15 protein-coding genes and 1 pseudogene are annotated in these 13966 nt (G+C 36.6%); 14 read left to right on the top strand and 2 right to left on the bottom strand.

Annotated features, from left to right (window positions below; genetic code table 11):
- Positions 1-37 precede the first annotated feature (37 nt).
- From BG05_RS27025 to BG05_RS27010, 4 genes are all read left to right on the top strand, one after another.
- Positions 38-319: a YkvA family protein gene (locus BG05_RS27025; RefSeq protein ID WP_002125440.1), complete on the top strand. Its 282-nt coding sequence runs from the start codon at positions 38-40 to the stop codon at positions 317-319.
- An 11-nt stretch (positions 320-330) separates the two neighbouring features.
- On the top strand, positions 331-936 hold the full coding sequence (locus tag BG05_RS27020) for a DedA family protein (protein ID WP_000435001.1): 606 nt from the start codon (positions 331-333) through the stop codon (positions 934-936).
- 185 nt (positions 937-1121) lie between these two features.
- Positions 1122-1490, top strand: coding sequence for a DUF3992 domain-containing protein (locus BG05_RS27015; RefSeq protein ID WP_002116435.1), 369 nt, complete (start codon positions 1122-1124; stop codon positions 1488-1490).
- 20 nt (positions 1491-1510) lie between these two features.
- Complete coding sequence (locus BG05_RS27010; protein ID WP_002169096.1) at positions 1511-1855, top strand: DUF3992 domain-containing protein; 345 nt, start codon at positions 1511-1513, stop codon at positions 1853-1855.
- A gap of 58 nt (positions 1856-1913) precedes the next feature.
- Here BG05_RS27010 and BG05_RS27005 read toward each other — a convergent pair whose 3' ends face one another.
- Entirely contained in the window at positions 1914-2339 is a 426-nt protein-coding gene (locus BG05_RS27005; protein ID WP_002186676.1) for an S-Ena type endospore appendage, read from the bottom strand.
- A 353-nt stretch (positions 2340-2692) separates the two neighbouring features.
- Here BG05_RS27005 and BG05_RS27000 point away from each other — a divergent pair, with 353 nt between their 5' ends.
- The 3 genes and pseudogenes from BG05_RS27000 (at position 2693) to BG05_RS32235 (ending at position 5620) form a co-directional block, all read left to right on the top strand.
- Positions 2693-5155 carry a LamG-like jellyroll fold domain-containing protein gene (locus tag BG05_RS27000; RefSeq protein ID WP_002186675.1) on the top strand — a complete coding sequence of 821 codons (2463 nt, stop codon included), beginning with the start codon at positions 2693-2695 and terminating at the stop codon, positions 5153-5155.
- A 79-nt stretch (positions 5156-5234) separates the two neighbouring features.
- A complete protein-coding gene (locus tag BG05_RS26995; RefSeq protein WP_002169093.1) occupies positions 5235-5438 on the top strand; it encodes a hypothetical protein in 204 nt (67 codons plus the stop codon).
- A gap of 29 nt (positions 5439-5467) precedes the next feature.
- Positions 5468-5620: pseudogene (locus BG05_RS32235) on the top strand (RpiR family transcriptional regulator).
- Positions 5621-5714: 94 nt separating this feature from the next.
- Here BG05_RS32235 and BG05_RS26990 read toward each other — a convergent pair.
- Positions 5715-7151: a branched-chain amino acid transporter BcaP gene (locus tag BG05_RS26990; protein WP_003187518.1), complete on the bottom strand. Its 1437-nt coding sequence runs from the start codon at positions 7149-7151 to the stop codon at positions 5715-5717.
- Between the two features lie 241 nt (positions 7152-7392).
- Here BG05_RS26990 and BG05_RS26985 point away from each other — a divergent pair, with 241 nt between their 5' ends.
- The 7 genes from BG05_RS26985 to BG05_RS26955 all read left to right on the top strand — a co-directional run bounded on the left by BG05_RS26985 (position 7393) and on the right by BG05_RS26955 (position 13966).
- Positions 7393-8520, top strand: a complete 1128-nt coding sequence (locus BG05_RS26985; RefSeq protein WP_000899801.1) for a cation:proton antiporter — start codon at positions 7393-7395, stop codon at positions 8518-8520.
- Positions 8521-8644: 124 nt separating this feature from the next.
- A complete protein-coding gene (locus BG05_RS26980; RefSeq protein ID WP_002186673.1) occupies positions 8645-8974 on the top strand; it encodes a hypothetical protein in 330 nt (109 codons plus the stop codon).
- 17 nt (positions 8975-8991) lie between these two features.
- Positions 8992-9855 carry a MurR/RpiR family transcriptional regulator gene (locus BG05_RS26975; protein WP_002186671.1) on the top strand — a complete coding sequence of 288 codons (864 nt, stop codon included), beginning with the start codon at positions 8992-8994 and terminating at the stop codon, positions 9853-9855.
- Between the two features lie 155 nt (positions 9856-10010).
- Positions 10011-10895 (top strand): N-acetylmuramic acid 6-phosphate etherase, encoded by an 885-nt coding sequence (murQ, locus tag BG05_RS26970; protein WP_002125454.1) that lies wholly within the window; start codon positions 10011-10013, stop codon positions 10893-10895.
- Positions 10896-10918: 23 nt separating this feature from the next.
- On the top strand, positions 10919-12283 hold the full coding sequence (locus BG05_RS26965) for a PTS transporter subunit EIIC (RefSeq protein WP_002125455.1): 1365 nt from the start codon (positions 10919-10921) through the stop codon (positions 12281-12283).
- A 51-nt stretch (positions 12284-12334) separates the two neighbouring features.
- Positions 12335-13393, top strand: a complete 1059-nt coding sequence (locus tag BG05_RS26960) for a DUF871 domain-containing protein (protein ID WP_002186669.1) — start codon at positions 12335-12337, stop codon at positions 13391-13393.
- A gap of 168 nt (positions 13394-13561) precedes the next feature.
- Positions 13562-13966, top strand: a complete 405-nt coding sequence (locus tag BG05_RS26955) for a DoxX family protein (protein WP_001077751.1) — start codon at positions 13562-13564, stop codon at positions 13964-13966.

The following is a 13966-nucleotide window of genomic DNA, read 5'->3' as shown; positions in this document are numbered from 1 at the left end:
TAGGGTCCTTTTTGTATACAAAGAGAGGAGCTAGAAAATGAAAAAACTTTTTAGTAGATTAAGAGTTGTATTCCATGTCCGCCGTTTTGTTCCATTCCTATTTGACTTTTTTACTTCAAAAGAGGTTTCAATAAAGAAGAAAATTTTATCTATTGCTTTTTTAGTTGGTTATGTAGCGATGCCGCTCGATTTAATTCCAGACTTCCTACCGTTTATTGGTATTTTAGATGATATTGGAATTGTGTTATTTATTTTGAATCGAATTGTAAAGATGGCGCCAGTGCAATTACAAGAAAAGCATAACGTAAACGTAGGATAGGAGTTGAAAATATGGAGCAAATTATTTTAGATATAATCGAGTTTTTAAAGCAGTTTTCTTATTTTGGAGTTGTGTTAGCATTAACGTTTGAATTTATTCCAGCAGAAGTAGTTTTGCCCATGGTTGGGTATTGGGTATATGAGGGAGATATGAATTTTTGGCTAGCTGTATTAGCAGGGACACTTGGCGGAACTACAGGACCGTTAACGTTATATGCACTCGGTTATTACGGTGGTCGCCCTCTATTAATAAAATACGGGAAATACTTCTTTATTAAAGAAGAACAAATTCAAAAAGCAGATGATTTCTTTGCGAAGTATGGTCCAGTTGTGGCATTTGTTGGACGCTTCGTACCAGGAGTTCGAACACTTATTTCTGTACCGTGTGGTATGGCAAAAATGAACATATGGAAATTTAGCATATATACATTTGTAGCAATGTTCCCGTTAACGACTTTGTATATTTATTTTGGAATGAAATTAGGTCCGCATTGGGAAAAAGCGGCGGGCGTTGTTGGACAATATATGTTACCGATATTAGGAGGCGTTCTTCTTATCGTGGCTAGTATCTTTATCTATAAATTTATGAAAAAACGAAACAAAACTGAATCTATTTAGTTTATTTCGCATTAACGGGCAGTAAGATTCCCACCTCAAAACTTAGCTGTAAAGCAAAGTATTGAGGTGGGAGTTTTACTTTAAATTATGATGTGCTTATTTTTGGAAATAGATGAATAGTACAGGCAAAAGACTCTGAAGGACATACACATATAGGGAATATAAAAGAGAGAGGGGAAACAACTATGTCTTGTGAGTGCTCAGGGTCAGCATTAACTTGCTGTCCAGATAAAAATTATGTGCAAGATAAAGTGTGTAGTCCGTGGTCTGCTACTGTAGTTGCAACAGCAATTGATAATGTTCTCTATACAAATAATATTAACCAAAACGTAATTGGTACTGGTTTTGTTAAATATGATGTTGGACCAGGCCCGATTACTGTAGAAGCACTTGATTCTGCTGGGGCTACAATTGATACACAAACATTAAACCCAGGAACCAGTATTGCTTTTACGTATCGCCGCTTTGATAGTATACAAGTTGTGTTACCTGCAACACCTGCTGGAACGTATCAGGGAGAATTTTGTATTACGACACGCTATTCACTTTCGTAGAAGAATAGGAGAGGGTTGAAATGGGAATGAGAAGTTCCAGTTTGTCTTGTTGTTCTAATAAAACGCTTGTGCAAGATCAAGTATGTGCAGACTGGTCAATTACAGGTGCGGGTACTCAAATTGTCTATACGAATAATCTTACACAAGAAATATACGGTTCAGGTTATGTAAAATATGATACAGGTGCAAATCCGATTACAGTGGATTTTTTAGTAGGTGCTACAGTAGTCGATACGATTACTGTACAACCGCAAAGTAGTGGTACTTTCACAGTGAGGCACTTTACTACTGTTCGAATTACAACGACGGGAACGACTGTTAATCAAGGAGAGTTTTGTATTACAGTACGTTACTCAATTTCATAAAAAGGCATACCTTAAATGGTATGCTTTTTTGAATAGAGGGAGTAATGAAATATTTATTTTATAAGCAACATGTAAATTGGCAACAGTACTTGCCTTCTAAATATAGAGAAGGATTACTCTGTATATTAATAATACTGACGGATTGAAAATCTTTACCCATATAAGATATTGTATTACCAGGAAATACAGTGAAAATATTGGTTACTGCTCCAATGATTTGAATTGTAATTGCTTCAGTGCTGCTAGTACTATTGTAAACCGAGACAGTACCTGATATAAGCAGTATCCCATCACTTTGCCACAGTATCATTGATTGTAGTGCATCTTTGGTAGAGGGAATGGTGTTGTTAGTTATGAGGAAATTCCCTGCAAATTCATTTGTTACTCGCTCACAACTTGAATTTGGAGGAGGGGGCGGTGGACAAGGGTCTGGACAAATGATAGATAAAGGAGCGAAACAGCCAATATTTTTTTTGTTCTTCAATACAACCCCTCCTTTTTAAGTTGTCTTTTACTACTATTAAATGTAGAAGCATGGCCGATGTGTTAAGAAAAGAAGAAAATTTTTAAAATTAAGATTGTCTAATAGGCTTACAGCTTAACTTATCATTAATGTTATAGAAAAGATTATATGTGAATAGACATGGGAAAAGAATGATCAGACTCTTTTAGACAAAAGGTGGTTGTATACAATAGTACGAGTAATGTTGGACTTAACACTTAATTAATTGTATATTTACAAAAATCTAATAAAATTCATTTGTTATTTAAACGATATTAATATGTTTAAGATAAAATAGCCCTTGTAATGAATCAATTATTATGAGGAGGATTCACGTGGAAAGAACTGCTTTACGAAAAGTAAAAGGTCTTATTGGATTATTAATGGTGTTTGTATTGGCATTTGTATCATTACCGTGGAGTACGTCGGTTAAAGCGGAAGAGAAAAAGCAAGAAAAGGCACCAAGTGAGAAGAAAATCGTTTTCCCAGTTGTAAGTGATGTGCATATTAAAGATAGTGGAACAGATGATACGTTCCGCTGGAAAAGAGCGATTGAGCAATTTAATACGCTTGCACCAAAGCAAGATGCGTTTGTCATTGTAGGTGATTTTACTGATTCGGGTTCAGTAAAGCAATATGATCGTTTTATGCAAGTGTATAACGAAAATGCAAATAAAGATGCGGTACGAATGAATTCTCTAGGTAATCATGATTATTGGAACGGCTTATCTGTAGAGGGAGCACAGAAGCGTTTCTTAGAAAAGACAGGAATGGAATCGGTTTATTATCATAAGGTGGTAAAAGGGTATCATTTCCTTGTTATGTCTCCAGAGGATGGGACAACACATGGCTATTATTCGGACAAGCAAATTAATTGGTTAAAAGAAGAAATGGCAAAGGCACAAAAAGATGATCCAGAAAAACCGATTTTTGTGTTTTTACATCAACATATTAAAGATACAGTGTACGGTAGCCAAGAATGGGGAACGAAAGATAGTGCGAAAATTAATGCGGTATTAAAAGAATACCCACAAGTAATTACGTTTTCAGGTCATTCACATTATCCGTTAGATGATCCAAGATCGATTCATCAAAAAGATTTTACGTCTGTTGGAACATCTTCTGTAAGCTATATGGAAGTTGAAGGCGGTAAAGTACAAGGGAATATCCCGCCAGGAGCTAGTACATTAAGCCAAGGTTTATTGGTAGAGGTAGATGACAAAGAGGTAACAATTAATCGCCGTGATTTCCATACAAACTCTTGGACAGGTGAGCCTTGGAAAATTAAATTACCAACGAAAAAAGAAGGATTCAACTATGGAGAAGATCGTGATAAAGAAAAGCCATACTTTGCGAAGGATGCAAAGCTTGCTGTATCAAATGTAACGGAAAATGCGGCAACAGTAACATTCCCGCAAGCATTGGACAACCTTCTTGTTCATTCTTATCGCTTGCAAGCAAAGGATAAACAAACAGGTGAGATTAAAAATAAGCTATTAGCATTCTCAGAGTTTTATCGAGATCCAGTGCCGAAAGAACTGACATTTACACTTGCAGGACTAGATGGCGGGAAAACATATACACTTGAAGTTGTTGCGATTGATTCATTTGGCAATGAAAGTGTACAACCATTAACGGCAGAAATTACTACGAAAAAAGATAATATTGACCCGAATGTGAAAGTACCAAAGGCAGATGTTTTTGATGTAAACTTTGCAGATGGTACATTTAAAGACAGTTCATCATTTGGTACAAAAGGTGATGTTAAGGGCAATGTGACTATTGAATATGATAAAGCATTGAAAAAGAATGTTATGAAGTTAAACGGAAAAGCAAATACATTTGGATACCTTCCATTTTCAGCAGCACAAAAAGAAAAAGTAGCAAATTCATTTACGTTAGAAACTGTATTTTCAATGAATGAAATTCGTGGACAAGGTATTTTGCAAAATACAGAGAGCGGTGGAATTGGTTTTGAGTCTACAGGAAGTGGCTATGTAGAATTATGGGCTCATATTGGTGGAAGCTATAAACGTGTGGGTGTTCAATTAGAAGCAAACAAAACGTATCATTTAACAGGAACATATAACGGCAGTGAAGTAGCAATTTATGTAGATGGTAAAAAAGTAAATAGTCAGCCGGCTCAAGGGAAAGTATATCACCCGAACGTACCATTCGCACTTGGTGCAGATCCTGATAGCAACGGAAATGGCGGTATTCCGTTAAATGGACAAATTGCATTAGCAAAATTATATAGTAAAGCATTAAGTTCTTCAGAAGTAGTAGCGGCATATAACGAGTTTTCTACTCGTACAAAATTAGAGCAAGTAAATACGTTATATGAAGAAATCGGAAAAGTGAAAGAAGTATTGGCAGGTACTTATGAATTTGGTGAAAAGCCAGGTCAGTATTCACAAGCAGCTTTTAACGAATTACAAAGAAGCTATGACAATGCAAAGAAAGTGTTTGAGAATATAGCGAGTACAGGAGAACAAATTGTTCAAACGTATAATGAATTAAAAACAGCAAACCAAACATTTGTCCAATCAAAGGTAGCAGAAGAACAGCCAAAAACACCGAAAGAAAAATTACAAGTGAATATTGAATCTGCAAAAGCTTTAGTAAAGAAAGCGCAAGATGGAAATGTAACAGACGGTTCTGTTAAATCATTAAGTCAAAAAATCACAGTTGCGGAAGCTGTGTTAAAAGATAAAAATGTAAAAGATGAGTATGTGGAATCAATGAATCGTACGCTAGAGCATGCGATTTCACTTGTTGAGAAAAGCATAAACAAATAAGGTAGAAGAAAAGAAGCTTATCATGATAGGCTTCTTTTTTGTTATACTAAAAATAGCATGGAAAAAGGGAGCGAATAATTTGGAACAGAAAAAGATAAAAAGAATTCTTGAATATGTATGGATCGCGGTTGTGCTCCTTGTAGGATATTATTTCTTAAAAGAGAAAAGTATATGGGTTCTATTTTTAATGACATTTTTATTAGCGGGTTTAGGCACGTTATTTATTAATTTCTTCTTTGATAGTGTAAATGCGTGGAAGAAAAAAAAGAAGGAGACGAAGTAAAGGGGGAGGCTATGCAAAAGTAGAAGCTCATATATCAGGTCATTATTTTCCTATTATTTGTAGGTATTGGAGTTTTTTAATACGCTACACTGATAGGGAATTGGGCATGATTTACAGCTTGCATCTGTATATTCACCATTTTACAATCGTTAACGCAAAAATATAATAAGGTGAAACTTTAATCAGTGGGGGTGTTCATCCCCCATTGATTATTAGCCCTCACCAATCGGGATAAAACATGAAAATAGCTCGCCGTTTCATCGGCGAGCTATTTTGTTATGCTTTTTTCGTCTCATCATTTGTTTTTTCAGTAGCTAAATGACTATGTTTTCTAGAGTAGAAGAAATAGAAGCATAAGCCGACTATAAGCCAAACTGCAAAGCTAATCCATGTCGTTGTAGACAAATTGATCATTAAATATAAACAGCAAAGAATCGCGACAACTGGCAATACAGGTACGAAAGGTGTACGGAATCCGCGTTTTAAGTCAGGATGAGTTTTCCGTAAAATAAGTACAGCAAAGCAAACGAATGCGAAGGCTGTTAACGTACCGATATTTACTAAATTCGCTAGTAAATGTAGGTCTAAAAGTCCTGCTAATAAAGCTGCAAATACCCCAGTAATCCATGTGTTTAGTAAAGGGATTTTAACTTTTTTATTTACGCGTGATAACGCTTTTGGGAGTAAGCCGTCTCGGCTCATTGCATAAGAAACACGAACTTGTCCATACATAACGACTAAAAGAACGGTTGTCATTCCTGTCATCGCACCAACTGCAAGTAGCCCTGCAATAGTATCTTCGCCAACGAAATGTAGTGCAAATGCAACTGGATCAGAAACGTCTAATTGCGTATAAGGAACCATGCCTGTTAAAACGAAAGATACGATCATGTATAAAACTGTACAAATAAGAAGGGAACCTATAATGCCAATTGGTAAATCACGCTGCGGTTTTTTCGTTTCTTCTGCCGCGGTTGCGATTGCATCAAAACCTAAAAAGGCGAAGAAGACAGTCGCAGCTCCGGTAATAATACCGTCGTACCCGAATGGAATGAACGGTGTCCAATTTTCAGGCTTTACATATTTTGCGCCTGCTACGATAAAGGCGATAATAACTGCTAATTTGATAAGGACCATAACATTATTAATGCGTGCGCTTTCGCGTATACCAAAACTTAAAAGCCCAGTAATGAGAAGTAAAATACAAACAGCTGGTAAATCAATGAGACCACCTTTTCCTGTACCAGGGGCCGAGGAAATAATGGTGGGAAGGTGTATATTGAACCCTTGAAGCAATGATTGTAAGTATCCAGACCAGCCAACAGCTACCGCTGCAACAGCGAGTAAATATTCGAGCATTAAACACCAACCAACGATAAAGGCGACGACTTCCCCGACTGTCATGTATGCGTAAGTATACACACTTCCTGAGACAGGAATAGAAGAAGCAAATTCGGCATAACAAAAGGCTACACAAGCACAAGTAAATGCAGCAATAAGGAATGATAGCATAATACCAGGGCCAGAATGTTTTGCCGCTACGATACCTGTTAATACAAAAATCCCTGTCCCAATTACGGCGCCGATTCCTAAAAACGTTAAATCAAGTGCCGTTAATGTTCGATCTAGCTGTCGTGGTGATTCAGTACTAAGCGCTTTTTTTCGTAATAATGACTTCACTTTGAACTCTCCTCCTTTAGTTTTCATTTCCATAACTGCGAATATAGTACGAGCCCATTGGAAAAGAGTATGTAAGTGAATGAAAATACAGTTATGGTATGTAGTTTTTTAAAATTTCTGGGTTAATCTTATTATAATTCAGAATATTTTGTCAAATAAAAAGCCGGTTGTAAGGAGAAACTATGTGCAGAAATAGATGCAGGTTAACAATCAGTAGAGATGAAGAATAATCCACTGATTAAAGTTTTACTTTATTATAGTAGGAGAAGATGTTATGTTATTTTATTTTGAACTTGTCGTCATTTTACTTTGTACGAAATTAGCTGGTGATATTAGCGTTAGACTTGGCCAGCCTTCTGTACTCGGTAAATTAATCGTTGGTATTATTATCGGTCCGGCTTTGCTAGGTATTATTAATAGTTCAGAACTTATTGATGAGCTTAGCGAAATTGGTGTTTTGCTACTTATGTTTATGGCAGGACTCGAAACTGATTTAGAAGAGTTAAATCGTAATTTAAAATCTGCATTCGCAGTAGCGATGGGAGGAATTATTTTCCCATTCCTTGGTGGGTATTTAGCAGGACTTGCGTTTGGAATGTTACAGTCGCATGCGATCTTTTTAGGGTTATTACTTTGTGCCACTTCGGTTAGTATTTCTGTTCAAACACTAAGAGATTTAGGGAAAATGAATACGAGAGAAAGTACGACGATTTTAGGTGCAGCTGTATTTGATGATGTAATTGTCGTTATTTTATTAGCATTTGTGATGAGTTTTTTAGGTACACAAGATGTAAATGTAACGCTAGTCATTGCAAAGAAAATTATCTTTTTTGTAAGTATTGTTTTCATCTCTTGGAAAGTTGTTCCATGGATTATGAAAATGCTCGTACCACTTCGCGTAACAGAAGCATTAATTAGTGCAGCTCTTATTATTTGTTTCTCTTTTTCGTATTACAGTGAAATGATGGGGATTGCAGGTATTATTGGAGCATTCGCAGCTGGAATTGCCATTTCTCAAACAGAGTATAAGCATGAAGTAGAACATAAAATTGAACCAATTGCTTATGCAATATTTGTTCCAGTGTTCTTCGTAAGTATCGGAATGGAAATTACATTTCAAGGTATAGGAAGCCAGCTTTGGTTCATTATCATCATGACTCTTATTGCGATATTCACAAAGTTAATCGGATCAGGTTTAGGCGCAAGACTGACAGGATTCAACCTTCAATCTTCTATTAGTATCGGTGCGGGAATGGTTTCGCGCGGAGAAGTGGCGCTTATCATCGCAGCAAATGGACTTGCGGCGAATTTGTTAGCGAAAGAAAATTTCACAGCGATTGTCATTGTTGTTATATTGACGACAATTATTACGCCGCCGCTTTTGAAGAAGTATTTTGTATAAAGAGGAAGGGCTTATCTGATGTAGGTAAGCTCTTTTTTTATTGCAAAATGCAGTGGTCATGTAGCATGAATGGATTGTAATTATGATAAAATCTATGTATGTGATATGACAAGGAGAGGGAAGTGTGAAGATTACAAAGGGGAAAGTTATAGGTGTAATCATACTTATTGCACTATGTATACCATTTACTGCATGGAAAGATTCAAAAGTGAAAAATTTTCCAGTTTCTATTTTTTCTTCCTATGTAGAAGATGAAAATCCGAAAGACTATAAGTACACTGCTTTTGTACCTGACTTTGCAATTTGGATACATGGATGGGAAAAACAGCGATCTGAAGGTGAAATAACGTCATATAAAAAAGGGGATCGAACTGTAATTGTTCACCATCCACCTGGCAATGATGGTTTTTATCTATATGATACAAATGATATTAGAGAATATACGCAACCATAAGAAGTGGAGGTTAAATAGTGAAAGCTTCAACATTACTATTTAAAATTGAAAGTAATATGGATCAATTTTCACCAGCCGAAAAGAAGGTTGCCATGTACATAATGGAGAATGCAGAAATTGTTCCGAACTTAACGACGAAAGAAGTGTCAACGAATGCAGGCGCAAGTGAGGCAAGTGTTGTTCGCTTTTGTAAGTCGATTGGGATTGGGAGCTTTAAATCATTTAAAATCGCGCTCGTTCGTGAATTAACGATTGCTGATTATAATATTAATGATTTTTCAGTGATGAATACGGAAGATGGACCGTACGACTTGTTTAATAAAGTTACATATGTGAATAAAGCTGCAATTGAGGCGAGCGTCACGGCGATAGATAAGAAGGAACTTGAGAGAGCTGCAGATCGTATTGTAAATGCGGATAAAGTTATATTTTACGGAGTAGGTGGTTCAGCTACTCCAGCGATGGACGGGGCTTATAAATTTACACGACTCGGATTTACAGCGATGATGCTATCTGATTTTCATATGATGTTGCCACTCGTCACGAATTTAAAAGAGGGAGATATATTTGTGGCGATTTCAACTTCTGGGCGGACGAAAGATGTGCTCGAAATGGCGCAATATGCGAAGAAGCGAGGGGCTACAGTTATTGCGATTACGAAGCTAGACCAATCATCTCCGTTATATAAAGCGGCAGACATTCGCCTTTGTATGCCAGATGTAGAGCAAGACCATCGCATTGCGAGTATTGCTTCGAGAATGACGCAACTGAATATGATTGATGCTTTATATGTGATTACTTTCAATCGAATTGGTAATAAAGTATTAGATCAATTTATGGAGACGAGAGAAGAAGCATTACGGTTACGGAAATTGAAGTAGAAGAAAAGATGGGGAGACTCATCTTTTTTATTATCTTTGACACAAATATGTCATGTTGTGAAATTTTATTTCATAAAATAAGAAAGAGTTATTGATTTTTAGTTTCTTAAAGTTATAATAAAAGTGTGAAATATAATTTTGAAGAGGGTGGCAATATGTTAGAGAATTTATCGACAGAACACCGTAATGAGAAAACGATGAATCTAGATGAGATGAGTATAAAAGAAGTTTTACAAAGTATGAATGAAGAAGATCGAACTGTTGCGTTAGCAGTTGAAAATGAAATAGAAGAAATTGAAAAGGTTGTACAAATTGTTACTAAGTCTTTTGAAGAAGAAGGCCGTTTAATTTATATTGGGGCTGGTACGAGTGGCCGTTTAGGCATTTTAGACGCAGTAGAATGTCCCCCGACATTTGGAACAGATGATAACATGGTTCAAGGATTTATAGCAGGTGGATTGAAAGCGTTTACTAAGGCGGTGGAAGGTGCCGAAGATCGTGAAGAGTTAGCAAAAGAAGATTTAAAAAGTATTGGATTAAACGAGAAAGATACGGTTATTGGAATTGCAGCAAGTGGTAGAACACCCTATGTAATTGGCGGATTGAAATATGCAAGTAGCATGGGAGCAAGTACAGCTAGTATTTCCTGTAATAAAAATGCTGAAATAAGTAAATATGCAAAACTAAATGTGGAAGTGGAAACAGGCGCAGAAATATTAACAGGCTCAACACGGTTGAAGGCTGGCACAGCGCAAAAGTTAGTACTCAATATGATTTCTACAGCGTCTATGATTGGTGTAGGGAAAGTATATAAAAACTTAATGGTAGATGTTCAATCTACAAATGAAAAATTGGTAGAACGCTCAAAACGAATTATTGTTGAAGCGACAGGCGCTAGTTATGAAGTAGCTACAGAGTGTTATGAGAAAGCAGATCGAAATGTGAAAGCTGCAATCGTTATGATATTACTACAGTGTGAATATGGGGAAGCACTAGAAAAATTAAAAGGTGCGAAAGGATTTGTGAAGAAAGCACTTTAAACTTTGGGGAGGGGGATTCTATTATGAAGAAAGAAGAGAGAATGGCCAAAGAAATTTCAGAGCAGCTTGGGGGAGTAAAAAATATTCGTGGCATTGCTCATTGTATGACGAGGTTACGATTAACGCTTCATGATGAAAGTAAAGTGAACATGGACCTTTTAAAAAAGGTTGAAGGTGTTATGGGAGTGATTGAAGATGAAACGCTTCAAGTTGTTGTTGGGCCAGGGACAGTAAATAAAGTAGCAGCTGAGATGGAAGATTTAACGGGACTGCGAATTGGTGAGGTGGCAGATCACCACCTTGAAGATCTTGGGCAAGAGATGAAGTCAGAGATTAAGAAGAAAAATAATACACCAGTGAAAAACTTTTTAAGAAAAATAGGAAGTATTTTCATTCCGTTAATTCCGGGGCTTGTTGCGTCAGGAATTATAAATGGGGTTGCTAACTTTGCGAAAAACGCAGGTGCTGACCCGAATGCAACGTGGCTACAAATGCTACTACTTATTGGCGGCGGTATCTTTACATTCTTAGGAATTTTAGTCGGTTGGAATACAGCGAAAGAATTTGGCGGGACACCAGTTCTTGGGGCAATTGCAGGTATTTTAATTTTCAACCCAGCGATGGCGAATGTAAAATTATTCGGTGAAGCGCTCGTACCCGGACGGGGCGGATTATTTGCAGTTATTTTTGCAGCATGGCTTATGGTTGTAGTTGAGAGACGAGTGCGAAAAGCTGTGCCAAATGCAGTTGATATTATTGTGACACCACTCATTACTGTATTAGCTGTAAGTATAGTAACGATGTTAGCGATTCAGCCAGTAGCAGGCTTCTTATCTGATGGTATTACAAGCGGTATTAATGCAATTTTAAATGTTGGCGGAGCATTTGCTGGAGCTGTGCTTGCCGGAACATTTTTACCTCTCGTAATGGTCGGATTACATCACGGTTTAACACCGATTCATATGGAATTTATTAATCAAACGCACGTAACGCCTTTATTACCAGTATTAGCAATGGCTGGCGCTGGGCAAGTAGGAGCAGCAATTGCGATTTATGTGAAAACAAAAAATAAACGCCTTCGTAATGTGATTAAAGGTGGATTACCAGTAGGATTTTTAGGAATTGGCGAACCGCTATTATACGGGGTTACATTGCCGCTTGGGAAACCGTTTATTACTGCTTGTTTAGGAGCGGCTGTCGGTGGTGCATTCCAAGCTGTTATGAAAACGGCTTCACTCGGAATAGGTGTATCAGGATTATCATTAATTCCGTTAATTGCTGATAATAAATATTTATTATATTTCCTTGGATTAGTAGTTGCATATATTTTCGGATTCATCTTTACGTACTTCTTCGGCTTTAAAGAAGAAATGGCAGAAAACATATAGAGAAAGGGATTCCTTTCTCTTTTTTTTATATTAATAGAAGGAGAGATTTATATGATAGGAGTTTCAATTTATCTTTCAAAAGAGCGAGTAGAGAAACAAGAAGCATGGTTAAAACTAGCGAAAGAAAACGGATTTTCATCTGTTTTTACATCTCTTCACATTCCAGAAGATGATCCGAATACGTATAAGGAGTTAATTCAAATACTTGGGAAACAAGCTCTCGAAAATGAAATGGAATTAATGGTTGATGTCTCTCCAAAATCGTTAAACCATTTAGGGATGACGTATGAAAATGTGGAAGAGTTATTAGACTTTGGCATTACTGGTTTACGAATGGATTATGGTATTACGCCAAAAGAAATCGCACGTGTATCTCATAAGATGAAGGTAGCTTTAAATGCGAGTACGATTACAGAATCATTTTGGAAAGAGTTACTTGCGGAAAATATACGAGTAGATCGAGTAGAAGCGTGGCATAATTTTTATCCACGTCCAGAAACAGGACTAGCAAAGTCGTTTTTGCAAAAACAAAATAAATATTTACATGAGTGCGGAATAAAAACGATGGCATTTATTCCGGGAGATGGTGAAAAACGCGGTCCGTTATATGAGGGTTTACCAACTTTAGAAAAACATCGCAGTATGCGCCCGCTTCAAGCATATTTAGAACTTGTTCAAGAGTGTGACATTGATAAAGTGTTAATTGGAGACATAAGTGGGAGCCTAGAAAGTGTACAAGAAATCTCGAGTGCGAGTGGTGGGATTATTCCAGTGCGATATGAGTCATTTATAAATGCAAGTGAAGTATTAAAAGTGGTAGAGCAAGTGCATACAAATAGGTTAGATCCGGCTCGTGACGTAATTCGCTCTGTAGAATCAAGAGAAGAAAATAAAGTTGCATTACAACCGATAAATACAATTTCAAGAAAACGAGGCAGTATTACAATTGATAATGAATTGTACGGTAGATATGCTGGTGAAATGCAAATAGTTATAAATGATTTACCTGAAGATAGGAAAGTGAATGTTGTTGGAATGGTGATGGAAGAAGATGTGTCTTTATTGTCTTATATAGGTGCTGGGAAAAATTTTCAACTTTTTTCTAAGTAATAGAGCGAAAGCTTGAATTAGCACTATTTTATAAAAAACATTATCTGCAAAAAGGATAATGTTTTTTGGTTTCTTTAAAAAAGCATTTGACGAATGAAAAGAAATACCGTATTGTTTTGTCTTGTGAATAAATGTTCACCATAACAAAATGAAAAAGGAGAGTTCAGAATGAATCAATATATTGGTAATTTAATTATTCGTATCGTATTAGGAGTTACTTTTTTTGCACACGGTTTAGCAAAGTTTCAATCAGGTATAGATAACGTAGCAGGATGGTTTACAAGCATCGGTTTACCAGGTGGTCTTGCATATGGCGTAGCAACAGTTGAATTAGTTGGTGGTATATTATTAATTATCGGTTTAGGCGTGAGGTATGTAGGATTGTTATTCGCTCTTATTTTGGCTGGAGCTATCGTAAAGGTAAATGGAGCAGCAGGCTTATTAGGAGATGGAAAGAATCCGGGATATGAATTAGATCTTGCATTATTATCAATGGGTGCGTATTTATTCGTTGTAAAAGCAGAAGGATATGTAGATCGCTTCTTAAAAGAGAAAGTAATGAAAACGAAGTAA

The organism is Bacillus mycoides (genome assembly GCF_000832605.1).
In the GTDB taxonomy this organism is placed as follows: Bacteria; Bacillota; Bacilli; order Bacillales; family Bacillaceae_G; genus Bacillus_A; species Bacillus_A mycoides.
Note: the sequence above shows the minus strand (reverse complement) of the source record. Positions and strands in the feature narration are given on the sequence as shown.